Raw genomic sequence first — 23460 nt, forward strand, 5'->3', positions numbered from 1 at the left:
ACCGCAGTTGGGCAATCTGTGAGATGCCGGGTGAAACAGGGATGGTTCCCCACAGCTCGCACAAATCTTCGTAAACCGTACGAGGTGAGGGGTGCGGGGTGGAAAGGCGGGGGGGCGGACTGGCCAGCCGGGGTCCGGGTTGCCGGCGCGGGCCGGCCGGCCGAGGGATCCGGCCGGCCGGACGCGTCAGGCGCCGAAGGCCTTCGACTTGCCCTTGACCGGCTTGGCACCGGCCAGCAGATGCGCCGGTACGAGATCGCGGGCGGGCTCGCTGTAGCCCACGGACACGATCCGATCGCCCTGATAGGTGAAGCTGGTCAGCGAGGCCAGCGTGCACTGCCGCTTGCGCGGGTCGTGCCAGAGCCGCCGCTTCTCGACGAAGCTGCGCACGATCCAGATCGGCAGCTGGTGGCTGACGCACACCGCCTCGTGCCCCCGAGCCGCATCGCGCGCCGCTTCGAGCGCGCCCATCATCCGCACGACCTGCTCGACGTACGGCTCGCCCCAGGACGGGCGGAACGGGTTCGTCAGGTGCTTCCAGTTGGCGGGCTTGCGCAGCGCGCCGTCGCCGACCCCGAAGGTCTTGCCCTCGAAGACGTTGCCCGCCTCGATGAGCCGCGGGTCGGTGGCGAGGTCCAGGCCGTGCGTCTTGGCGATCGGGCTCGCCGTCTCCTGGGCGCGCTCCAGGGGGGAGGCGACGACATGGGTGATGTCGCGGCCCGCGAGGTGCTCGGCGACCCGGTCGGCCATCTGCCGGCCGAGCTCGGAGAGGTGGTAGCCGGAACGGCGCCCGTAGAGCACGCCGTCCGGGTTGTGCACCTCACCGTGGCGCATCAGGTGCACGACGGTGAGGTCGCTCCCGCCGTTGCTGTTCTCACTCATGCGGTGGCCTCCGCTGCGGCACGGGCGGCGGCGGGCAGCGCGGCCGCGATGCGCTCGATCGCGCGCTCGTCGTGGGCGGTCGACACGAACCAGGACTCGAACGCCGACGGCGGCAGGTAGACGCCCTGCGACAGCATCGAGTGGAAGAACCCGTTGAAGCGGAACGCTTCCTGCTTCTTCGCGTCGTCGTAGTCGCGGACCTCGTCGGCCGTGAAGAAGACCGAGAACATGTTGCTCGCGGTCTGCAGCCGGTGGGCCACGCCCTCCTTGCTGAGCGCGCCGGTCACCAGCGCCTGGATCTCGCGGGAGACGGCGTCGACCTTGGCGTACGCGGCGTCGTCGAGCAGCCGCAGCTGGGCCAGGCCGGCGGCGGTCGCGATCGGGTTCCCGGAGAGCGTGCCCGCCTGGTAGACGGGGCCGGCCGGGGCGAGGTGGCCCATGACGTCGGCGCGGCCGCCGAACGCCGCGGCCGGGAAGCCGCCGCCCATGACCTTGCCGAACGTCATGAGGTCCGGCACTACGCCGTCGACGCCGAACCAGCCCGCCTTGGACGTACGGAACCCGGTCATCACCTCGTCGGAGATGTACAGCGCGCCGTTCTTGGCGCAGGCCGCCTTCAGGCCCGCGTTGAAGCCGTCCGCCGGCGGGACGACACCCATGTTGCCGGGCGAGGCCTCGGTGATCACACAGGCGATCTCGCCCGGGTTGGCGTGGAACGCCGCGTGCACCGCATCAAGATCGTTGTACGGCAGCACGATCGTGTCACCGGCCTGCGCGCCGGTCACCCCGGGAGTGTCGGGGAGGCCGAACGTGGCGACCCCGGAACCGGCGGCGGCCAGCAGCGCGTCCACATGGCCGTGGTAGCAGCCGGCGAACTTGATGACCTTGGCACGGCCGGTGAAGCCGCGCGCCAGGCGGATCGCGGACATGGTCGCCTCGGTGCCGGAGGACACCAGGCGGACCTGCTCGACCGGCTCGATCCGGGCCACGATCTCCTCGGCGAGCGCGACCTCGCCCTCGCCGGGCGTACCGAAGGAGGTGCCACGGGCGACGGCCTCCTGCACGGCGGCGATGACCTCGGGGTGCGCGTGCCCGAGGATCATCGGGCCCCACGAGCACACCAGGTCGACGTACTCGCGGCCGTCGGCGTCGGTCAGGTACGGACCCGTACCGGACACCATGAACCGGGGCGTTCCGCCCACGGCCCGGAAGGCACGGACGGGGGAGTTCACGCCGCCGGGCGTCACGGCGGACGCGCGGTCGAAGAGGTTCTGCGAAACTGGGGCGTCGTATTCGTACGGATAGCTCACACACGCCATGGTGGCAGAGGGCCGGGCGATCTTGCGGACTGGTGTTTCACCGCACCCGCGCGGGGGAGGTCAATGACACGATGATCCGCAGATGATCGAGTTGCATCGGCGGATGATCGGGTTGCGCGGTGGGGGCCGTGCCATCTACAAAGCAGTCGGGCTACAAGCAGTCGGGTGAAGGATATGCATCGCGGTGGCGGACTGGGCGAAGGGACCGATGACCGGGGTCCCGAGCGCGCCCACCGTCGGGGACGGCACCGGCGACGCGACGCCCAGGACCGGATCGACCGGGTCGGGGACGGCGCAGGGGCGGGGAACGGAAGTGGCCGTGTGGGGGTGACCTACAAGTACTTCGGTGCCCCGGACGGCGCGACCGCTGCCCGGGTGCCCGTGACCATGCGCCCCGAGGAACTCGGCGGTGACGAGCTGGGCATGGGCGGCATGTTCACCAAGATCAAGCCGGAGACGATGGCCGCGATGGTCCTCACCGGCATCCAGGGCATACCGCTGCACAAGGTCCCGCCCCTGGAACTCGTCGTCCTCCACCCCGACTACGCGGTGGTGAAGCTCCCCATGACGGTCGTCGACCCGCTGCGGGGCGTCGGCGAGGAGTCGGTCGGCGCTGCCGCCTTCATCTGGTCCACCGTCCCGGACCGCGGCGGCCCCCGAGACGCCTTCAACGTCTACCAACTCCTGCACGAATGGCAGGACTTCTCGCATCGGTTGCATGAGGCGGGGCATCAGCCCTACTGCCTGGTCTGGCCCTAAGCCCCTGACCGCCCGGCCGGGGGCGCCCGCCGCGCGGGCGGGGAACCGCGGCGGGCAGGAAACCGCGACAGGCGGGGAACCGCGGGTGGGGAACAAGGCCCTGCGGGTCGCGGACTGGTGACCGGGGGCGGCGGGGCGTAGGGCCCGGCCGGGTGCGGCGATCAGCTTGGACCTTCATCCATTTGGCTCTGCAGCTGCGGCGTATGTTCCGCCGGACCCTTTGTATATGCGGCGTGAAGCCGCCTATCTTGTCGCACATGCAGTCCTACACCATCGGCCAGGCAGCGCGTCTGCTCGGCGTCAGCCCCGACACCGTGCGCCGCTGGGCCGACGGCGGCCGCGTCACGACCCATCGCGACGAAGGCGGCCGCCGACTCATCGACGGGCGGGATCTGGCCGCCTTCTCCATCGAAGTCGGCCAGTCCTCCAACGGCGAGGAAGAGGTGCCCTACACCTCTGTCCGCAACGCCTTCCCCGGCATCGTCACCGCCGTCAAGATCGGTGATGTCGCCGCCCAGGTCGAGATCCAGGCCGGTCCGCACCGGCTGGTCTCCCTCCTGACCCGGGAGGCCGTCGAAGAGCTGGGCCTTGAGGTGGGCATGCAGGCCACCGCGCGGGTGAAGTCCACCAGCGTGCACATCGACCGCACCTAGGTCGAAAACCGGCCACTCACGAACGTCCCCCGCGGCGTCGCCCTTCCTCACTCCTCGTTCCTCGCAGGGACGTCCGGCAAAAGGACCTCCACCAAGGACAGCAAGCAGGGGAAGCCCTCACCTCCCGGCGCGGCTCGACAAGCATCCGAAGGAGCACCACCCCATGTCTGTCACGGCTCTCAGCACCAAGCGCCGCCGCGCCGCCGCGGCCGTCGTCTCGGCCGCCCTGCTCATCCCGCTGGCCGCCGCGTGCAGCAGTAGCAGCAAGGACAGCGGAAGCGACAAGTCCGCCTCCCCGTCCGGGAGTTCCAGCTCCGAGCCGAAGGCGGCGCAGCTGACCGTCCTCGCGGCGTCCTCGCTCACCGACGTCTTCAAGGCGGCGGGCGCGGCCTACGAGAAGGAGCACCCGGGCACCCACGTGAAGTTCTCCTTCGCCGGTTCACAGGAGCTCGCCGCCCAGGTGAAGCAGGGCGCCCCCGCCGACGCCCTGGTGACCGCCGACACCAAGACCATGGACGGCCTGAAGGCCGACGTGAACGACTCGTCGATCATCGCCAAGAACCGCCTGGTCATCGCGACCGGCAAGGGCAACCCGAAGAAGGTCGAAGGCCTCAAGAACCTGTCCGAACCCAACCTGAAGGTCGTCCTCGCGGCTCCCGAGGTGCCGGTCGGCCGCTACAGCAAGCAGGTCCTCGACGCCCAGAAGATCACGGTCAAGCCGGTCTCCCAGGAGCCGAACGTCCGCGCCGTGCTCAGCAAGGTCGAGCTGGGCGAGGCCGACGCGGGCATCGTCTACAAGACCGACGCCGCCTCCGCGAAGGGCAAGGTCGACACGGTCGACATCCCGGACGCGCAGAACGCCGTCGCGCAGTACCCGGCCGCCACTCTCAAGACCTCGAAGAACGCCGACGCCGCCGCGGCGTTCGTGAAGTGGCTGTCCACCCCCGAGGCTCAGAAGATCCTCCAGGACGCCGGCTTCCAGCAGCCGTAACCCCTGCGCCTGGCCTGTCCTTAACCGCTCCAACTCCCTTACGGAGTCTGCCCGTTCACACCGGGCGGGCAGACTCCGTGCCATCAGGACACCGGGGACCCTCCCATGACTCGCAGCCGCTCCCGCACCCGCCGGCGCCCGCCCGCCGCGCTGGCCCTGCCCGCGCTGCTCGCCATCGCGTTCCTGCTGATGCCGCTGCTCGGCATCCTGGCCCGCACCTCGTGGGGCGAACTGGGCACGCACCTGACCGGCCCCGATGTCACCGAAGCCCTGCGGCTCTCGCTGGTCGTCTCCTTCTGGGCGCTCGGCCTCTCCCTCCTTCTCGGTGTGCCCCTGGCCTGGCTGCTCGCCCGCGTCGACTTCCCCGGCAAGACCCTGGTGCGCTCGCTCGTACTGCTGCCCATGGTGCTGCCGCCCACGGTCGGCGGCGTCGCCCTGCTGCTCGGCTTCGGGCGACGCGGCCTGCTCGGCCCCTGGCTGGAGGGCACCTTCGGGATCACCCTCCCCTTCCACACCTCCGGCGCCGTCGTCGCCGCCACCTTCGTCGCGATGCCGTTCCTGGTCATCAGCCTGGAGGGCGCGCTCGGCGGACTGCGACCCCGCTACGAGGAGACCGCCGCCTCGCTCGGCGCCTCCCCGTTCCGCGTCTTCCTCACCGTGACCCTGCCCATGGTCGCGCCGGGTCTCGCGGCGGGCGCGGCACTCACCTGGGCCCGCGCGCTCGGCGAGTTCGGCGCCACCATCACCTTCGCCGGCAACCTCCCCGGCACCACGCAGACCCTGCCCCTCCAGGTCTACCTCCTCCTCCAGGACTCCCCCGAGGCCGCGACCTCGGTCTCCCTGCTCCTGCTCGCCATCGCCATGGCAGTGCTCATCGCCCTGCGCGGCCGCTGGACCGGATCCGCCTCGGTACGGGGCGGCTCGCCGGCCAGCGCCGCACTTGCGGACCCCTCCGCGCTGGACTCCGGCCCGGCGCTGACCAACCCGGCCGATTCCGACTCCGCACCCTGGGGCGCGGCCGGCTTCCCCGAGGGCGAGCCGGAAGGCGCCGGACACACCCCGCAGCCCATCGAGGATCTCAACTCCCTTGAATCGGCGCAGAGTTGGTCGCTGCACGCCGAGGTGACCGGCTTCAACGAGCTGACACTGAAAGCGGACCCCGGCATCACCATCGCCGTCGTCGGCGAGAACGGCGCCGGCAAGACCACCCTGCTGCGGGCCCTGCTCGGCCTCACCCCCCGCGCCCACGCCGAACTGCGCCTCGGTGACCTCGACGTCACGACCCTGCCGCCCCACAAGCGCGGGGTCGCCTGGGTGCCCCAGGACGGCGCGCTGTTCCCGCATCTGACCGCGCTCGCCAACACGGCGTACGGGCTGCGCGCCCAGGGTGTGGCCCGCGGCGAGGCCCGCGCCGCCGCCCAGCGCTGGCTCGACCGGCTCGGCGTCGGCCACCTCGCCCACCGCAAGCCCGCCCAGCTCTCGGGTGGACAGGCCCAGCGCGTCGCCCTCGCGCGGGCGCTGGCCGCCCGCCCCCGGCTGCTGCTCCTGGACGAGCCGCTCGCGGCCCTCGACCAGACCACCCGGGCCCACGTCCGCCACACCTTGCGCACCCACCTGGCCGGGTTCGCCGGGGTCTGCCTGATCGTCACCCACGACCCGGTCGAGGCGGTCTCCCTGGCGGACCGCGTCCTCGTCCTGGATGCCGGACGCACCCTCCAGGACGCGCCGCCCACCGAGGTCACCCGGAATCCCCGCTCCCCCTGGGTGGCCCGGATGCTGGGCCGCAACGCCTGGGCCGGGGAAGCGAACGGCGACGGTCTCGTACTGACCGGCGGCGGGCGGATCGTCGCGGCCGAGCAACTGCACGAGGGCAGCAGGGCGTTGGCGATCATCGCGCCGGAGGCGGTGTCCGTGCACCGCAAGCGTCCCGACGGCAGCCCCCGCAATGTCTGGCCGGGCACCGTGCGGGAGATCACGGCGAGCGGGAGCAGGCTGCGGGTGCTCATCGGGTCCGCCGAATCGCCCGACCTGATCGCGGAGGTCACCCCGCAGGCGGCCGCCGAGCTGGGCCTGGTGGAGGGCGCGGCCGTGTGGTCGAGCGTGAAGGCAACCGAGGTGACCCTCGTATCCCTGTGAGCCGGCGCCCCTAGACTGGCTGCCCGGGGGCGACAGGAACGGCCACCACACCTAGGCGACGGGAGACGACGGTGACGACCACGAGCAGCACCGACCCGTCGGCCGAGGTGCTCGGCGAGGCAGCGGGCGTCTTCGGACTCCTTGCCTCGCCCGCGCGGCTGCACATCATGTGGACGCTGAGCCACGGCGAGTCCGATGTGTCGGGGCTGGCCGAGAGGGTCGGCGGTGCGCTGCCGGCCGTCAGTCAGCATCTGGCGAAGCTGAAACTCGCGGGGCTCGTCCGGTCCCGGCGGGAGGGGCGCCGGGTCGTCTATCTCGTCGACGACCCCGATGTGGCCCAGATGGTGCGCTGGCTGGTGGCCCGGCTTGGCGGGGGCGTAAAGCTGCCGGGACCGTCGGGACTCGTCCGTGACCTGGGCGCCTGAGCGGATCTCTTCTCTGCAGTTGTCAAAGAGCACTCCTCTGCAGCTGCTGCGTTCGCTCGGCTCCGGCCCCCGGGGGCTGGTGGAGTCGGAGGCCGAGAAACGACTCACGCGGTATGGGGAAAACGTCCTTCCCGCGCGCCGAGTTCCCTCCCTCCCGGTCATTTTCTTCCGCAGTCTGCGCGACCCCTTCACGGCTGTCCTCGCCTGCCTCGCGCTGGTCTCCGCGGCGGTCGCCGCCTGGGCCACGGCCGCGGTCATCGCGGTGCTCGTGGTGGTGAGCTGTGCGCTGCGGGCGGCCGGCGAGCACCGCGCCGACCGGTCGGCGGCCGGGCTGCGGGAGCTGGTGGCGAGCACCGCGACCGTGCTGCGCAGGACGGCCGACGACGCGGCGCCGGTGTCGCGCGAGGTACCCGTGGATCAGGTCGTGCCGGGCGATGTGGTGCGCCTGGCGCCCGGCGATCTCGTACCGGCGGATCTGCGGCTGCTGCGGGCCACCGGCCTGACGATGCATCAGGCCGCGCTGACCGGGGAGTCCGCGCCGGTCCCCAAGTACCCCGTGGACGAGCCCTTCGCGCAGACACGGGCGCGCGCCGTCGAGGCCCAGGACTTCGACCGGCCCGAAGTCTGCTTCCAGGGCAGCAGCGTCGCCTCCGGCAGCGGCACCGGCGTGGTGGTCGCGACCGGTGCGGACACCCGGTTCGCGAAGGCCGACAGGCTGCCCGGCAACGACCGGCGCACGACCGCCTTCGACCGGTCGGTGTACGGCGTCTCCTGGATCCTGATCCGTTTCATGCTGCTCACCCCGCCGCTGGTCCTGATGGCCAACGCCGCGCTCCGCGGCCGGGGTCTGGAGACGCTGCCGTTCGCGGTGGCGGTCGCGGTCGGGCTCACGCCCGAGATGCTGCCGGTCATCGTGACGACCACCCTCGCGCGGGGCGCCTCCGCGCTGGCCCGCACCCACCAGGTGATCGTCAAGCGGCTGCCCGCGCTGCACGACCTGGGCGCCGTCGACGTCGTCTGCCTCGACAAGACCGGCACCCTGACCCAGGACCGGCCCGTTCTGGACTGCGCGCTGGACGCGGCCGGCGCCCCCGACGACTCGGTGCTGCACTGGGCCGCCGTCAACAGCCTGTGGACGTTGCAGCTCGCCGAACTGCCCAGCGCCGACGCCCTCGACGAGGCCCTCCTGGATGCCGCCGAGGACCGTTTCCCCGGAGGCCTGGACGCCCTGGAGTACGACGCCGTCACCGCCCTCCCCTTCGACCCGATACGCCGCCTGTCCACCGCCGTGGTCAACACACCGCACCGGCTCGGCCACCACACCCTGGTGGTCAAGGGCGCGGTCGAGGACGTCCTGGAACGGTGCGCGCTCACCGGCGACGAACGGGACCGGGCGCTGGCGCTCACCGAACGCCTCGCCTCCGACGGACTGCGCGTCCTCGCGGTGGCGCTCGCCGAACGGCCCGCCGCCAGGCGCCCGTACACCACCGGGGACGAGCGCGGGCTGAGCCTCCAGGGCCTGGTCGGGCTGCGCGACGCGACGGCGGAGACCGCGGCCGACGCGCTCAGCGCCCTCCGCCACAGAGGCGTCGCCGTGAAGGTGCTGACCGGCGACCACCCCGGCACCGCCGCCCGCGCCTGCCGCGAGCTCGGCCTGGAGCCCGGCGAGGTCGTCACCGCCGCCTCCTTCGACGCCCTCAGCGACGCCGAACTGGGCGAACTCGCCGACAGTAGTACTGTCTTCGCCCGCTGCTCCCCCGAACAGAAGGCCCGGATCGTACGGGTCCTGCGCGAACGTGGACACGTCACCGGATTCCTCGGCGACGGCGTCAACGACCTGCCCGCCCTGCGCGCCTGTGACGTCGGCATCTGCCCACCCGAGGCCGTGGACGTGGCCCGCGAGACGGCGGACGTCGTGCTCGCGGCGAAGGATCTGACCTCGCTCGACCACGCCGTCGTGGCGGGGCGCAGCAGCGGCGCCACCATCGCGGGCTATCTGCGGATCACACTCTCCTCAAACCTCGGCAACGTCATCGCGATGCTGACCGCCGGTCTGCTGCTGCCGTTCCTGCCCATGCTGCCGGCCCAGGTCCTGGTCCAGAACCTGTGCTTCGACGCCGCCCAGCTGGCCTTCGCGTACGACCGGCCGCAGGACGGGGCGCTGCGCCGCCCGCTGAAGCTGCGGCCCCGCGAAGTCCTCGCCTCCGTCACCGGGTTCGGCGTGCTCAACGCCGTCGCCGACCTCGCGACCTTCGCGGTACTCGTCTGGGCGGTGAGCGACACCCGAGCCGAGACGGCCTTCCACGCGGGCTGGTTCACGGAGAACCTGCTGACCCAGGCCCTGGTCATGGTCCTGCTGCGCACGGGCCGCGGCGGCGGGATCCCCATCACCGCCGGCGTCCTCGCGCTGACCGGTCTGCTGCTTCCGCTCTCACCCCTGGGCCCGCTCATCGGCATGGCCGCGCTGCCCCTGGCCTACTACCCGCTGCTCGCCCTGGTGCTCGCCCTGTACGCGGGCGCGCTGTACTGGTTCGCCCGACGGGCCCGGCGCACAGCCACTCCGTAGGAGGCAGCCGGTTCGGAGCCGCCGCTCCCCTTGGGGGATGCCGACTCGGATGTGACTCCGCGCAAAGCACGCCCTCCCAAGGAGGCGGCCGCTTCATAGGATCGGCCCATGCCAGCGCAGAACTCCGGCCCGCGGCGCGACACCCGGGGCATCGTCGACGCCGCCGATCTCTTCGCGCACGTACGGTTCCGCCGCCATGAACCGGCGCCCGAGTTGCGCCCCTACTTGGAGCACTACTGGCTGATCGACTGGGACCTGCCCCAGCCGTATGCCTCGCACGTGGTGCCGCACCCCTCCATCAACCTGGTCTTCCAGCGGTACGACGAGAGCCGGCCCGACTTCCTGGAGCTCTCGGGGGTCGGACTCGCCCTGGACACGCGGAAGTTGGCGGGCCGAGGACGGGTGTGCGGAATCCAGTTCCGGCCGGGCGGCTTCCGGCCCTTCGCGCCGGGGTTCTTGGTGTCGGAGTGGACGGACCGGGTGATCCCGGCCGACCCGGTGTTCCCCACCGCCGACCCCACGGCGGTGCTCTCGCCCGACCGGGACGAGGACCGGGTCGCCGCCCTCGACGCCTTCCTGCTCGGCCTCGATTCGCGGCCCGACCTGCAGGCGGAGCTCGCGATGGAACTGGTCGACCGCATCCGCCACGACCGCACGGTCCGCCGGGTCGGCGCACTCGCCCGCGAGGCCGGGCTGTCCGCGCGTTCCCTGCAACGGCTCTTCGCGGCCTACGTGGGCGTCGGCCCGAAGTGGGTCGTGCTGCGCTACCGCATCCACGAGGCCCTCGAACACGCCGAATCCGACGACGCCGTCGACTGGGCCCGGCTGGCCGCCGAGCTGGGCTACGCCGACCAGGCCCATCTCGTACGGGACTTCACCGCCACCCTCGGCGTGCCGCCCTCGGCCCTGCGCCCCGGGGCCTCCCGCGCCTGATCAACGGCCGTTGTCAGACCCGGCGTTTACTGTTTTCGACATGAGCGACACGACCCGTGAAGTTCCCCCGCACATCCGTCTCGAAGCCTGGTCGGACGGCGACCTCGGCCTGCTCCGGAGGAAGAACGCACCGGAGATGACCGACCACCTCGGCGGCCCGGAGTCCGAGGAGAAGGTGCTGTCCCGGCACGACAAGTACAAGGCGATGAGCGCCCGCCCGGCCACCGAGGGCCGGATATTCAAGGTCGTCCTCGACGGAACGGGCGAGACCGTCGGATCGGTCGGGTACTGGCCGCGCATATGGCAGGGCGAGGCGGTGTACGAGACGGGGTACGGCATCCTCCCCGAGTTCCAGGGCCGCGGCCTGGCCGTCGCGGCGCTCCTGGCGGTCGTGGCGGAGGCCCGTGCCGCGGGCGGCCGGCTCCGACTGCACGCCTACCCGTCCGTGGACCACACCGCGTCCAACAGCACGTGCCGCAAGGCCGGGTTCGAGTGGGCGGGAGAGGTCGAGTTCGAGTACCCGCCGGGCACCTGGCTCCGCTCCAACGACTGGCGGATGGATCTGGGGGCCGGGGGCTGACCCCGTCCGGGCCGCCTCCCTCGCCCGCCGGGATCAGTCCAGCCGCTTGTCGAAGTTGAAGGCCGTCACCGCCATGCGCTCGCGGAAGTAGAAGCGGTGAGCGTCGGTGCGGTGGGTGCCGGAGTCGAGGTTGAGGGAGGTGCAGCCGGCCGCCCTCGCGTGGCCCTCCAGGTGCGCGAGGAGGGCGTGCCCCACGCCGGTGGAGCGGGCGCTCGCGGCGGTGACCAGGTCGTCGACGTACAGCTTGCGGACCGCGCTGGTGTTGACGATGATCCGCCACCCGGCGGCGCCGACGCAGGCCCCGTCGTCGCCGTAGGCGGCGGTGAAGCGCAGCCCCTGGGCGTGCCCCTCCCCGTAGATCTCGGCGAAGAGTTCATCGGTGAGGTGCGGGCGGAGCTCGCTGAGTACCGGCAGCAGGTCGTCCGTCAGCCGCGGGTCGCCCGGCTCAAGGTCAATGATCTTCATGCGGGAAGGGTAAGGCCCCGCCCTGCCCGGCACCGCTTGACGCTGCTCTGACCGGCCAGCCCCGGCCGGCCCCGGCCCCGCCGTCGGAACGCGCTTGACGAGTGCGGCCTCGTCGAGGATATTTATCTGCGTAACGCAGATTCTGCACAATGCAACCTAATGGCGAAGCCCCAGCCCGCCGGAGGGCCACCGACACCCCCGTCGACGCCCGGGCGGCACCCGCCGAGGCCTCGCATCACGCGCCCACCACGTCGGCGCCCGCCCCGACCAGGCGGCTGCGACGTAGGCTCGTTCCTTGCGTGTCAGTACTGCCGTAGTCCCTCAACTTCCTTTGCCCGAAGGGTATTTCCACCATGACGGTCCTGATCACCGGCAGCCGCGGCAAGGTCGCCGCCACCCTCATCCCGCTGCTTCGGGAGCGCGGTATCGCCGTTCGCGCGGCCTCCGCCAGCCCCGACAAGCTGACCCTTCCGGACGGCGTGGAGCGCGTCGTCCTCGACCTCGACGACCCTGCGACGTTCCCGGCCGCGCTGGCCGGGGTCGAGTCGGTCTTCCTGTACGCCAACCCGAAGCACATCGAGGCGTTCCTCGCCGAGGCGAAGGCCGCCGGGGTCCAGCACATCGCGCTGCTGTCCTCCAGCTCCGTGCTCGACACCGACGCCGACACGAACGCCATCGCGGCCATGCACCTCGCCGTCGAGCGCGGCCTCGAACGTTCCGGCATCCAGTCGACCTTCCTGCAGCCCGGCGCCTTCGCGGGCAACGCGCTCGGCTGGGCCTGGGCGGCCAAGTCGTCCGGCACCGTGGACCTCCCCTACCCCGAGGCGCAGACCAGCCCCATCCACGAGGCCGACATCGCGGAGGCCGCGCTCGCCGTCCTCACCAGGCCCGAGCTGCGCGGCCGCGCCTACCACCTCACCGGGCCCGCCTCCCTCAGCGCCGCCGAGCAGGTCGCGGTGGTCGCCGAGGCCACCGGCCGGCCGATCGGCGTCAACGCCGTGAGCGGCGCGGCCTGGAAGGAGTCGATGGCCGACTTCATCCCCCCGACCGTCGCGGACGCGCTGCTCGGCTACTTCGCCGCGCACGAGGGCCGGCCCGACTCCGTCACCACCACGGTCGAGGAGCTGACCGGTCACCCGGCCCGCACCTTCGCCGCCTGGGCCGGCGAAAACGCGGACGCCTTCCGCCCGTAGGGGACGGTCGGCGGGGCAGGGCCGGGGCCGCGCCCGCCGGACACCCCCTGGCGAACACCCGCACCACGAGCGAGCCCCCGGTGCTCCGGCGTGAGCACCGGGGCGCGCCCCGAAATCCCTGGCCCCCGCCCCCGCGGCAATGCGATCCTGACCGCGTGAACGGACCGGAGATCCATATCGACTTCGCCCCTGAGCTGCGGCTCTTCGTTCCGACGAAGCGCCGCGAGGGGCGCAGCGCCGTCGTGACCGACGGCGTGTCCACCCTCGGCCACGTCGTCGAATCGCTGGGCGTTCCGCTCACCGAGGCCGGCCGGCTGCTCGCCGACGGCCGCGAGGTCCCGGTCTCGCACATCCCGGCGGCGGGCGAGTTCATCGAGGTGCGCGCCGTCGAACGCCCGCAGAAGGTGCCGGGCGCCCCGCTCCGCTTCCTCCTCGACGTCCATCTCGGCACGCTGGCACGCCGGTTGAGGCTGCTCGGCGTCGACGCGGCTTACGAGAGCGAGGACATCGGGGACCCGGCGCTCGCCGCGCTCTCCGCGCGGGAGCAGCGCGTCCTGCTCTCCCGGGACCGCGGGCTGCTTCACCGCAGGGAGCTGTGGGCCGGGGCGTACGTCTACAGCCACCGCACCGACGAGCAACTCCGGGACGTGCTGGGCCGGTTCGCCCCGGCCCTCGCGCCCTGGACCCGCTGCACCGCCTGCAACGCACCGCTGCGGGAGGCCGACAAGGACACGGTGGGCGAGCGCCTGGAACACGGCACCCGCACCACGTACGACGTCTTCGCGGAGTGCGGCTCCTGCGAGCGCGTCTACTGGCGAGGGGCTCACCACGCCGGCCTTGAGGCGATCGTCGACGAGGCCGTCCGCGAGTTCGGCACAGCCGGGACCTGCCCGGCGGACCGGGCCGGATAGCGACGGCCCGGGCCTGTCGGCCGGGAATTGTTGCCTTCAACTTCCAACGGCAGACGGCCCATTGGGGCCATCACCCATTAACGACTTCAGAGCTGCCCGCTCCTGAGGCGTTCGACCTGGGCCGCGCTGAGGTCGACGGTCCGGCGCATATGGGTGGCGATGAGCGCGATCTCATCGTCCTCGTACGCGTCGAACATCTCCCACCAGGCGCCGTTGAGCCGGCCCCAGACCTTGCCGAGCTCCGCCATCCGCTCGGGCACCACCTCGACGAGCACTTTCCTGCGATCCTCGGTGTCCCGGCGCCGCGTCACGTACCCGGCCTTCTCCAGGCGGTCGACGAGCCGGGTCGCGGAACCGGTGGTGAGCCCGGTCAGTCCGGCGATCCGCCCCGTGGTGACGGGCCCGGGTTCGAGCCCCAGCAGGTTGAGGCACTGGAGATCCGTCGGGTGCAGCCCCAGATGGTCGGCGAGCGCCTGGTTGAAGAGCGCGTACGAGGCCATGTAGCGGCGCGAGACGGCGCCCAGGTCGCGCATCAGATCGGCCCGCTCGGCGCGGTCCCGGCCCCCGGGGCTCTTCTTCTGTGCCATGCAGAAAGTGTACGGCGCAGAGGACTCGCGGGCGCAGGGCACGGCAGAGCCTCTGCACGGCGGAGGCCTACGGCTGCTCGGTCGTGAGGTAGCGCTGCACCGTGGGGGCCAGCCAGGCGATCACTTCTTCGCGGGACATCGCGACCGCGGGCGGGAAGCGCAGTACATAGCGGGCCATCGCCATGCCCAGGATCTGCGAGGAGACCAGCGCGGCGCGGCGCGGGGCGTCGGCGGGGTCGGGGCAGACACCGGCGGCGACCGGGATCATCTGCTCGGCGAATATCGTCCGCATCCGCTCGGCGCCGGCCGCGTTGGTGACGCCGACCCGCAGCAGGGCGGTGAGTACGTCGTCGGCCTCCCAGCGGTCGAGGAAGTGCGTGACGAGCACGGCTCCGATGTGCTTGCCGGGCAGTCCCCCCAGGTCGGACAGGCCCAGGTCCATCTCGGAGGCGGCGGCGAACAGTCCCTCCTTGTTCCCGTAGTAACGCATCACCATCGACGGGTCGATCCCCGCGTCCCGGGCGATGGCCCGGATGGTCGCGCGCTCGTAGCCGTCGGACGCGAAGCGCTCGCGGGCGGCTTCGAGGATCGCGGCCTTGGTGGCTTCGGAGGTGCGGCGAGGGCCTCCGGCGGAGGCTTCGGTCATCATGCCAACGACTGTAGGCCAACGGGTGTTGACATGCCAGTCGGGATGGTTCTACATTTGCCAACAAGTGTTGACCAACAACCGTTGGCACCCGAGGAGGCAGCCATGAACGACACCACCAACTCGTCCGGCTCCACCGGCTCGACGAACTCATCCGACTCGCCCGATACCGCAAGTTCCCCGCGCGCGACTCGACCCGAAGGCCCCTTAATCAGCGACGTCCTCGTGGTCGGCGCGGGGCCGACCGGGCTGTTGCTCGCGGGTGACCTGGCCGCCGCGGGCCTGAGCGTCACCGTCGCGGAGCGCCGGCCGCACGGGATCAGCAACATGACGCGCGCCTTCGGCGTCCACGCGCGCACGCTGGAAATGCTCGACGCCCGCGGCCTGGCCGACGAGTTGGTCAAGCGGGGCAGGGTCATGGGACAGATGAACATGTTCGGCCGCCTCACCCTCGACCTGAACAGGCTGCGCACGCGCTTCCCGTACGTGTTGATCGCTCCGCAGTACGAGGTGGAGCAGCTCCTTGAGCGGCGCGCCTTGTCCGAAGGAGTCCAATTCCGTTACGGCACCGAGCTGTTGAGCCTCCGCCAGGACGGCGAGGGGGTGACCGCCGAGCTGCGCGGCGCAGACACCGGGGAGCCCGTATCGGTCCGGGCCCGCTATCTCGTCGGCACCGACGGCGTGCGCAGCGGTGTCCGCGAGGCGCTCGGCCTGCCGTTCCCCGGCGTGGCCGTGATCCGCTCGATCGTCCTTGCGGACGTGCGGCTCACCGAGGAGCCGGAGGACATGCTCACCGTCAACGGCTCGGGCGACTCCTTCGCCCTCGTCGCCCCCTTCGGCGACGGCTACTACCGGGTCATGGGGTGGAGCCGGAACCGCCAGGTCCCCGACACCGCCCCCGTAGACCTCGACGAGCTCCGCACGATCGCCCGCGAGGCCTTCGGCACCGACTACGGGATGCACGACGCCCGCTGGATCTCCCGCTTCCACAGCGACGAGCGGCAGGCTCCGGCCTACCGGGTCGGCCGGGTCTTCCTCGCCGGGGACGCCGCGCACGTCCACTCCCCCGCCGGCGGCCAGGGCATGAACACCGGCCTCCAGGACGCCGCGAACCTCTCCTGGAAACTCGCCGCCGTACTGCGGGGCCGCACCGCCGACGCCGAGGCCCTGCTCGACAGCTATCAGGCCGAGCGCCACCCGGTCGGCGCGATGGTGCTGCGCACCAGCGGCGCGCTCGTACGGCTCGCCATGGCCCACAACCCCCTTCAGCGGGCGGGCCGTTCAGCGATCACCCGATTCCTCAAAGTCGTACGTCCTGTCGCCGACAAGGCGATCGGGATGATCAGCGGCCTCGGCATCTCCTACGCGGCAGAGCGCGGATCGCACCCGCTCGCCGGAAAGCGCGCCCCCGACCTGGAGCTCGCGGAAGGCCGCCTCTACGAGGTGCTGCGGCGGGGCGAGTTCGTGTTGGTGACACCGCGGGACGGCCGGGTGGCGGCGCCGGAAGGGGCGATATGCGCCCACTGGAAGAGCGGGCGCGGCAGCACGCTGCTCGTCCGCCCCGACGGATACGTGGCCTGGGCGAGCGACCGCCCGGACGCGCCCGGCCTGCACGCGGCCCTCACTCGCTGGACGGGGCGCGCGTAACGACAGGCCGCCTCAGGAGGCCCAACCCGCCCCGTGCGCCCCGTTGTTCAGAAGGTGTACGGGTCGCCCGTGGCCAGGGCCAGCACGCGGTGGGTGTTGTTCGCCAGGTTGCGGTCGCTCGTACCGCCGCTCCAGACGGTGTCGATGGCGAGGCCCACCTCGGCCGGGATGCCGACGGTGGCCACGTCCAGGGCGAGCTGCACGCCGGTTCCCGCCGCCCGCATCGCGCCCGTCCCGCACTCCACCATCGACGGGCCGGTACGCAGACAGCTCGGCGGCAGGGTGGCGCCGGGGGCGAGAGCCACCGAGAACCGGAGCCGCACGGTGGCCCCCGAGACCGGCGCAGGACCGTGGTTGGCCGTCGCGAGCCAGACGCCGACCCGGCCGTTCCAGAGGGAGACATGCCCGTGATACGACACATCCGCCTCGGCCACGGCGCCGCCGGCCACGGCTGGGGCGGGCGCTGCTGGGGCGGGGACGACACCACCTTCAGGCCCAGCACCACCGACGGTCCCGGTCGCGCCGCTCGGCGTGCCCGTCACGATCAGCGTCGCCGCCACGAGCACGGCGACGGAGACCGTTGCCAGAGTTCCGCGGGCCCGGGCAGGACGGGCGCCGGCCGGGCGGGCGCCGGCCCGGTGGGGCGCTCCGGCTCCGCCCACCCTGCTCGATCTGTTCATCACACGAACCACCATGAGCGAAAGGTACCTTTCACCCGAAATTTTCCAGGAACGCCACCCCGAACGCGGTCCCGAACAACGCCGTCCCGAACGCCGTCCCGAACGAGGTCCCGCGCCATGCCACCCTGAGTCCATGCTCGTCGCACGCTCAGCTCTTCTGTTCGTCCTGGCCGCCCTCTTCGAGATCGGCGGGGCCTGGCTCGTCTGGCAGGGCGTCAGGGAGCACAGGGGCTGGGTCTGGATCGGCGCCGGAGTCGTCGCGCTCGGCATCTACGGCTTCGTGGCGACGCTCCAGCCGGACGCCGAGTTCGGCCGGATCCTCGCCGCGTACGGCGGTGTCTTCGTCGCGGGCTCGATCGCCTGGGGCATGGTCGCGGACGGCTACCGGCCCGACCGCTGGGACATCACCGGCGCCCTGATCTGCCTCGCCGGGATGGCCGTGATCATGTACGCCCCGCGCGGCCGTTGAACATCGCCCCGCCCTGACGCGCCCCGCCCACCCCTGACACCGCCCGGCCCGGCCCGAACGCACCCGCCCACCCCGGCACCGCCCGCCCTCGACCGCACCCGTCCCGGCTCAGCCCTGCCCGTCCCGGTCGGCCGTGCCGCGCTCGCGTCACCCCGCCTATCCTGGCCGCGTATCGGTTTCGATCACCTCTTCGACCGCCGCCCTTCGACCGCCACCCCGTCGACCGCCACCCGTCGATCGACAACCCATCGACCACCGCCACACCCTCGACCGCAGCGCCGGTCGCCACACGCGCGAGGAGCACGACATGACTGCCGCCGGGACCCCGATCGCCGTCGTCACCGGAGCGAGCAGCGGGATCGGTGCCGCCACCGCCCGCCAACTGGCCGCCGCCGGGTACCGCGTGGTGGTCACCGCCCGCCGCAAGGACCGCATCGAGGCGCTGGCCGCCGAGATCAACGAGGCGGGCCACCAGGCGACGGCGTACGCGCTGGACGTGACGGACCGGGCCGCCGTGGACGAGTTCGCCACCGCCTTCCGCACCATCGGGGTGCTCGTCAACAACGCGGGCGGCGCACTCGGCGCGGACCCGGTCGCCACCGGCAGCCCGGACGACTGGCGGCAGATGTACGAGACGAACGTCATCGGCTCGCTCAATGTCACCCAGGCCCTGCTGCCCGCGCTCGAAGCCTCGGGCGACGGCACGGTCGTCATCCTCTCCTCCACGGCGGGCCACGCCACCTATGAGGGAGGCGGCGGCTACGTGGCCGCGAAGAACGGCGCCCGCGTGCTCGCCGAGACGCTCCGTCTGGAGATCGTCGGCCGCCCGGTGCGGGTCATCGAGATCGCGCCCGGCATGGTGAAGACGGAGGAGTTCGCGACGACGCGCTTCCGCGGCGACGCCGAGAAGGCCGCCAAGGTGTACGCGGGCGTGGCCGAGCCGCTCACCGCCGACGATGTCGCCGAGACCATCACGTGGGCGGTCACCCGGCCCAGCCACGTCAACATCGACCTGCTCGTGGTCCGACCCCGCGCCCAGGCCTCCAACACCAAGGTCCACCGCGAGCTGTAGCCGGGTCCGGGCCGGCCGCCCCACGCCGGCCCACCACAGCCCGGCCGCCCAAAAGCCGCACCCCGGCCCACCCCACCGGTGCCGGCCGGGGGCCAAGCCCGGCGCCACCCCCGCCAGACCTACTGCACCCTCGCCCGAAGCATCGGCGCCCGGGTGTGCCGCCGCTTCTCGCCCGCGTGGAACACCAGGATGATCATGCGGGCGCCCGGGGCCGCCATCGGCTGGGCGGCGCACATCGTCACCCAGCCCGGCCCCTGGGCCGCGTGGTTGAGAGGGCGTTCGTCGCCGTCAAGGTGGAGGTAGGAGCTGGCCCTGTTGTAGATCCCGGCGGCGAGCGGGTCCTCCAGGACCTCCTTCTCGATCTGCGCCAGCGTCTCGTCGGTGGGGTCGGCCGCCAGCGCGGCCCGCAGCTGGGGCAGCACCAGCGGCGCCCAGGAGTGCTCCCAGTCGGTCAGGGTCTCGCGGGCGGCGGGGTCGAGCGCCATCCACCGCATGGTGTTCTGCGGCACCCTTCGGCCGGGGAACATCTCGGTCCAGCGCTCGTTGTGGGCGAGCAGGTTCCACGACCGGTCATTGACGTACGCCATGTGTCCGATGCCGTCGACGGCCTCTTGCCACACGCCGGGGATCTCCTCTCCGGACTGCGAATGCAGCGGGAACGGCGGGTCCTGACCCAGGCAGTACCGCCACAGGGCTATCCACTCCTGCTCGTTCATGCCGAGCAGGCGAGCCACGTCCTGCAGCAGGTCCGCGGGCGGGTTGGGGTAGCGGCCGGATTCGAGGCGGCCGTAGGTGTCGGGGGCGCGGTGCAGGATCTGGTCGATCTGGGCCTGTGACAGGCCGGGCGCCCGCCGCCCCTGCCGGGTGGGTCTGCTCAGCCCGTGGCTCTCGGGCGTGATCAGCGCGCGGCGCTCGCGCAGCAGAGAGCGCAGAGCGGGCTTGTCCATCTGTGGTTCTCCCCCGGTAACGGGCGGCCGGCGACTTCGCCATTGGCCGCGCGGTTGGAACAGCCGCTCCCGACTCTCGGTCCCGACTCTGCCATCGGCTCCGGGCCGGGTGATCGGCGTGCACCGGCTTCCCGGCGCGCGTCCCCTGGTCGGCGTACGTTCCATTGTCGGAGCGGATCGATTCCTCGGAGCGCACGGGGTGGCCGCGGGGCGCCGGGCGGCCGGCGCGGCCCGGCGGGGGCGCGGCCCGCCGACAGCCGGGCGGCCCCGGACGGGCCCGAAGGCGTCAGGGGCTGGGAGCACAGCGGTCACCGCGGTCTGGGCGAGGACGGCGTCGGCCATCACGGCCGGAACGCGGGCCGGGAGGTGATTGGCGAGGTGTGCCCTTTCATGGACGGGTCGGGTACGGTCGGCCCCTCCGGGCACAGCTTTGGCGCCCGCCCCTTCGGGTGGCCACCGAGGCACCCGCCAGGAGAGACCCCACAGGTACGCTGACTCATGGGCTGTGCATGGATCAAGCGGTAGCGGGGTGCGCGCGTACGCAGGGCGCACACACGCAACGTCGCAACGGGGGCAGACATGGGCGAACCGGACAGCCGGGCGGCCAACGCCGGAGCGTTGTCGCCCGAGGCCGTCGACGTCTACGGCCGGGTCACCCGCCATGAGCACATCGACCCGGAGCGGGACGCCCGGGCGCTCGCGGAGCTCGCCGAGTGGGGCCTGGTCACCACCGATCCGCGGCTGCCGTACCTGCCCATCGCGCTCGACCCCCAGGAGGCCGGCCGGCGCCGCCTGGACGACGAGCTGCGGCGGATGGCGGCCAAGGCCGCGCTCGCGGCCCGTATCCCCCAGGTCACCGACGAGCTGAGCCTGCACTTCGAACGCGCCAAGTGGCGCTCGGGCCGCGGCTCGGAGTTCCTGGGCGAGCCCGAGCTCGTCGACGCCCGCATCGAGCAGGCCGTCGGCCAGGCCCGCGCCGAGCTGCTCACCGCACAGCCCTGCGGCCCGCGCACCCAGGCCCAGCGGGAGGCCGTCGAGGAGCGGGACTGCGCCGCGCTCGCCCGCGGGGTCCACATTCGCAGCCTGTATCTCGACACCGGCCGCGACGACGCGGTGACCCGTGCCTACGTGAGCGCGATGACGGGCCGCGGCGCCCAGTTCCGTACCCAGGTCACCCAGTTCCAGCGCTGTGTGGTCATCGACCGGCGCCAGGCGTTCATCTCCGACCACATCGTCAACTCCGCGCCCGGCCATGCCTCCTGGCACGTGCGGGACCGGGCCGTGGCGGCGTTCATCGCCGAGGTCTTCGAGGAGTGCTGGCGGCGCGCCGACCCCTGGAACGGCGACCCGCACAGCGGCGCGCCCCGCTCGGCCGGCCGCAGCGGGACGCGCACCACGCTGCTCCAGCGCGAGATCCTGCGCGACATGGCCCGCGGCATCGAGCAGCGGCTCACCGCGCAGCGCCTGGGGATCGGCCTGCGCAGCCTGTCCAAGGAGGTGCACACCTTGCGGCAATTGTTCGGAGCGTCCACGCTTCAGGAACTCACCTACCAGTGGGCCCTGTCGGACGAGCGCCTCATCGACGACCGCCCGCCGCACCACGGCCAGGCCACTGCCTGACGCACCGCCAGTTCAGCGGCGCCCCGCCACCGCCCGACGCGAGCAGTTCCTGCCCGGCGACCCGGCGCATCCGGCCACCTGGTCACCCGTATCCCGCCCACCGGGCCGGATCTTTTCCCACCCCGCTTTTCAGCGGATAAATCTTCAGCGGAAAACTATCGCCGCTTCCTGCATGCTGGTTGAGGACGATCAATGGAACGCCCCGTAACGGGGCGGCACCGGATCGCCCAGACGTCCGCTGTCACGAGGACGTTGTCCGCGTACGCCAGAACCGGCAGTGCAGGGCATGGGCAGACGATGCCCTGCCGGGCGTCCCGCGGACACCGGGCGGCTTCTGCCACCGCCACCCGGACAAAACCGGACCCCTCCCCGGTACGTCCTCGTGATACGGGCAGTGCCCGGCAAGCCTTCGGCTCGCCGAAGGCACAGCCGCGCGCCCCTTCCGGCGCTTTCCCGGCATGCGGGCCGGGAAGAGGCGGCGGCCGGGGGCGAAAGCCCCCGGCCCGGCCGCGCTCCCCCGGTGCGAACCGGCCGGCCGCAGGACCGGCGACAGCCTCGGCCCCTGGCCTCTCCGCCAGCCAGAGCCTCAGCCGTTGACGCATCGGCAGGGTCGGCGCCTCAGCCCTTGACGCACACCACCTGCTTCAGCTTCGCCACGATCTCCACCAGGTCGCGCTGCTGGTCCATGACCTTCTCGATCGGCTTGTAGGCGCCCGGGGCCTCGTCCACCACACCCGAGTCCTTGCGGCACTCCACGCCCCGCGTCTGCTCGGCCAGGTCCCGCGTCGAGAACGTCCGCTTCGCCGCGCTGCGGCTCATCCTGCGGCCCGCGCCGTGCGAGGCCGAGTTGAAGGACGCCGCGTTGCCGAGGCCCTTCACGATGTACGAACCCGTGCCCATCGAGCCCGGGATGATCCCGAAGTCGCCGGAGCCCGCCCGGATCGCGCCCTTACGGGTGACGAGCAGGTCCATGCCGTCGTACCGCTCCTCCGCCACATAGTTGTGGTGACAGGAAATGACCGGTTCGAAGGTCACCTTGGCCTTCTTGAACTCCTTGCGGACCACGTCCTGGAAGAGCGCCATCATGATCGCCCGGTTGTACTTGGCGTACTCCTGCGCCCAGAACAGGTCGTTGCGGTAGGCCGCCATCTGCGGGGTGTCCGCCACGAAGACGGCCAGGTCGCGGTCCACCAGGCCCTGGTTGTGCGGCAGCTTCTGCGCCTCGCCGATATGGAAGTCGGCGAGCTCCTTGCCGATGTTCCGGGACCCCGAGTGCAGCATCAGCCAGACCGAACCCGACTCGTCCAGACAGAACTCGACGAAGTGGTTTCCGGATCCGAGCGTTCCCATCTGCTTCACGGCTCGCTCCTCGCGGAACTTGACCGACTCGGCGATCCCCCCGAACCGCTCCCAGAACCCGTCCCACCCCGACGCCGAGAAGCCGTGCAGCCGCCCCGGGTCCACCGGGTCGCGGTGCATGCCCCGGCCCACCGGGACGGCCTGCTCGATCTTCGAGCGGAGCCGGGAGAGGTCGCCCGGGAGATCGTTGGCGGTCAGCGAGGTCTTGACCGCGGACATGCCGCAGCCGATGTCGACGCCCACCGCGGCCGGGCACACCGCGCCCCGCATGGCGATGACCGAGCCCACCGTGGCGCCCTTGCCGTAGTGGACGTCCGGCATCACGGCGAGGCCCTTGATCCACGGCAGGGTGGCCACATTGCGCAGCTGCTGCAGCGCCCCCGAGTCCACCGACGCCGGGTCGGTCCACATCCTGATGGGCACCCGTGCGCCGGGCATCTCCACGTACGACATAATTCTTCGATCCCCCGAGAGCAGAAAACGGCATCAAAGCGCCTGAAAGTGCACATACAGCAAATCTGGCGCCAAGGTCCACATCCAGGACAGTGGACCGGCGTTCACAGGTGCGCGTGCGATACACATTGTGTCCGGCCACCGCCCTCGGGCAGCAACCGCTTTTT

22 protein-coding genes are annotated in these 23460 nt (G+C 71.9%); 14 read left to right on the top strand and 8 right to left on the bottom strand.

Going from position 1 to position 23460, the window contains the following annotated elements; translation table 11 throughout:
- Nucleotides 1-186: 186 nt before the first annotated feature.
- Both OHA17_RS17005 and hemL read right to left on the bottom strand, forming a co-directional pair.
- On the bottom strand, nt 187-882 hold the full coding sequence (locus OHA17_RS17005; RefSeq protein ID WP_406507331.1) for a histidine phosphatase family protein: 696 nt from the start codon (nt 880-882) through the stop codon (nt 187-189).
- Nucleotides 879-2201, bottom strand: a complete 1323-nt coding sequence (gene hemL / locus OHA17_RS17010) for a glutamate-1-semialdehyde 2,1-aminomutase (RefSeq protein ID WP_398875814.1) — start codon at nt 2199-2201, stop codon at nt 879-881. The genes OHA17_RS17005 and hemL overlap by 4 nt, the downstream gene beginning before the upstream one ends.
- 174 nt (nt 2202-2375) lie before the next feature.
- Between hemL and OHA17_RS17015 the strand changes: the two genes are divergently transcribed.
- From OHA17_RS17015 to OHA17_RS17050, 8 genes are all read left to right on the top strand, one after another.
- A complete protein-coding gene (locus OHA17_RS17015) occupies nt 2376-2960 on the top strand; it encodes a hypothetical protein (RefSeq protein WP_078966732.1) in 585 nt (194 codons plus the stop codon).
- Between the two features lie 257 nt (nt 2961-3217).
- The gene (locus tag OHA17_RS17020) at nt 3218-3613 is read left to right on the top strand and encodes a molybdopterin-binding protein (RefSeq protein WP_053728828.1); all 396 of its coding nucleotides are present in this window, start codon (nt 3218-3220) and stop codon (nt 3611-3613) included.
- A gap of 163 nt (nt 3614-3776) precedes the next feature.
- A complete protein-coding gene (gene modA, locus OHA17_RS17025; RefSeq protein WP_406507332.1) occupies nt 3777-4604 on the top strand; it encodes a molybdate ABC transporter substrate-binding protein in 828 nt (275 codons plus the stop codon).
- Between the two features lie 105 nt (nt 4605-4709).
- Nucleotides 4710-6740, top strand: a complete 2031-nt coding sequence (locus tag OHA17_RS17030) for an ABC transporter permease (RefSeq protein ID WP_406507333.1) — start codon at nt 4710-4712, stop codon at nt 6738-6740.
- Between the two features lie 71 nt (nt 6741-6811).
- A complete protein-coding gene (locus OHA17_RS17035) occupies nt 6812-7165 on the top strand; it encodes a metalloregulator ArsR/SmtB family transcription factor (protein ID WP_053728831.1) in 354 nt (117 codons plus the stop codon).
- A complete protein-coding gene (gene mgtA, locus OHA17_RS17040) occupies nt 7149-9731 on the top strand; it encodes a magnesium-translocating P-type ATPase (protein WP_406507334.1) in 2583 nt (860 codons plus the stop codon). Before OHA17_RS17035 ends, mgtA begins: the two co-directional genes overlap by 17 nt.
- Nucleotides 9732-9839: 108 nt before the next feature.
- Nucleotides 9840-10664 (top strand): DUF6597 domain-containing transcriptional factor, encoded by an 825-nt coding sequence (locus OHA17_RS17045; RefSeq protein ID WP_406507335.1) that lies wholly within the window; start codon nt 9840-9842, stop codon nt 10662-10664.
- Nucleotides 10665-10704: 40 nt separating this feature from the next.
- Nucleotides 10705-11244 carry a GNAT family N-acetyltransferase gene (locus tag OHA17_RS17050; protein ID WP_406507336.1) on the top strand — a complete coding sequence of 180 codons (540 nt, stop codon included), beginning with the start codon at nt 10705-10707 and terminating at the stop codon, nt 11242-11244.
- 33 nt (nt 11245-11277) lie between these two features.
- On the opposite strand, the gene OHA17_RS17055 is transcribed toward OHA17_RS17050, so the two are convergent.
- Nucleotides 11278-11709, bottom strand: a complete 432-nt coding sequence (locus tag OHA17_RS17055; RefSeq protein WP_406507337.1) for a GNAT family N-acetyltransferase — start codon at nt 11707-11709, stop codon at nt 11278-11280.
- Nucleotides 11710-12062: 353 nt separating this feature from the next.
- On the opposite strand from OHA17_RS17055, the gene OHA17_RS17060 reads away from it, so the two are divergent.
- Nucleotides 12063-12902 (top strand): NAD(P)H-binding protein, encoded by an 840-nt coding sequence (locus OHA17_RS17060; RefSeq protein WP_406507338.1) that lies wholly within the window; start codon nt 12063-12065, stop codon nt 12900-12902.
- A 155-nt stretch (nt 12903-13057) separates the two neighbouring features.
- Nucleotides 13058-13813, top strand: a complete 756-nt coding sequence (locus OHA17_RS17065) for a Mut7-C RNAse domain-containing protein (protein WP_406507339.1) — start codon at nt 13058-13060, stop codon at nt 13811-13813.
- Nucleotides 13814-13899: 86 nt separating this feature from the next.
- On the opposite strand, the gene OHA17_RS17070 is transcribed toward OHA17_RS17065, so the two are convergent.
- Entirely contained in the window at nt 13900-14400 is a 501-nt protein-coding gene (locus OHA17_RS17070) for a MarR family winged helix-turn-helix transcriptional regulator (RefSeq protein ID WP_406507340.1), read from the bottom strand.
- Nucleotides 14401-14467: 67 nt separating this feature from the next.
- Nucleotides 14468-15046: a TetR family transcriptional regulator gene (locus OHA17_RS17075; RefSeq protein WP_406510742.1), complete on the bottom strand. Its 579-nt coding sequence runs from the start codon at nt 15044-15046 to the stop codon at nt 14468-14470.
- 105 nt (nt 15047-15151) lie between these two features.
- Here OHA17_RS17075 and OHA17_RS17080 point away from each other — a divergent pair, with 105 nt between their 5' ends.
- Nucleotides 15152-16693 (top strand): FAD-dependent monooxygenase, encoded by a 1542-nt coding sequence (locus OHA17_RS17080; protein ID WP_406507341.1) that lies wholly within the window; start codon nt 15152-15154, stop codon nt 16691-16693.
- Nucleotides 16694-16740: 47 nt separating this feature from the next.
- Here the strand turns inward: OHA17_RS17080 and OHA17_RS17085 are convergent, their stop codons facing one another.
- Nucleotides 16741-17388 (bottom strand): hypothetical protein, encoded by a 648-nt coding sequence (locus OHA17_RS17085; RefSeq protein WP_406507342.1) that lies wholly within the window; start codon nt 17386-17388, stop codon nt 16741-16743.
- A 118-nt stretch (nt 17389-17506) separates the two neighbouring features.
- On the opposite strand from OHA17_RS17085, the gene OHA17_RS17090 reads away from it, so the two are divergent.
- Together OHA17_RS17090 and OHA17_RS17095 are read left to right on the top strand one after the other, a co-directional pair.
- Nucleotides 17507-17842, top strand: a complete 336-nt coding sequence (locus OHA17_RS17090; protein WP_053728840.1) for a YnfA family protein — start codon at nt 17507-17509, stop codon at nt 17840-17842.
- 307 nt (nt 17843-18149) lie between these two features.
- Nucleotides 18150-18914 (top strand): SDR family NAD(P)-dependent oxidoreductase, encoded by a 765-nt coding sequence (locus OHA17_RS17095; RefSeq protein ID WP_053728841.1) that lies wholly within the window; start codon nt 18150-18152, stop codon nt 18912-18914.
- Nucleotides 18915-19033: 119 nt separating this feature from the next.
- On the opposite strand, the gene OHA17_RS17100 is transcribed toward OHA17_RS17095, so the two are convergent.
- Nucleotides 19034-19861: a helix-turn-helix domain-containing protein gene (locus tag OHA17_RS17100; protein WP_398875826.1), complete on the bottom strand. Its 828-nt coding sequence runs from the start codon at nt 19859-19861 to the stop codon at nt 19034-19036.
- A 579-nt stretch (nt 19862-20440) separates the two neighbouring features.
- On the opposite strand from OHA17_RS17100, the gene OHA17_RS17105 reads away from it, so the two are divergent.
- Nucleotides 20441-21481, top strand: coding sequence for a hypothetical protein (locus OHA17_RS17105; protein ID WP_406507343.1), 1041 nt, complete (start codon nt 20441-20443; stop codon nt 21479-21481).
- A gap of 618 nt (nt 21482-22099) precedes the next feature.
- On the opposite strand, the gene OHA17_RS17110 is transcribed toward OHA17_RS17105, so the two are convergent.
- Entirely contained in the window at nt 22100-23293 is a 1194-nt protein-coding gene (locus OHA17_RS17110; protein WP_406507344.1) for an RtcB family protein, read from the bottom strand.
- Nucleotides 23294-23460 lie beyond the last annotated feature (167 nt).

The organism is Streptomyces sp. NBC_00212 (genome assembly GCF_045206365.1).
GTDB lineage: Bacteria > Actinomycetota > Actinomycetes > Streptomycetales > Streptomycetaceae > Streptomyces.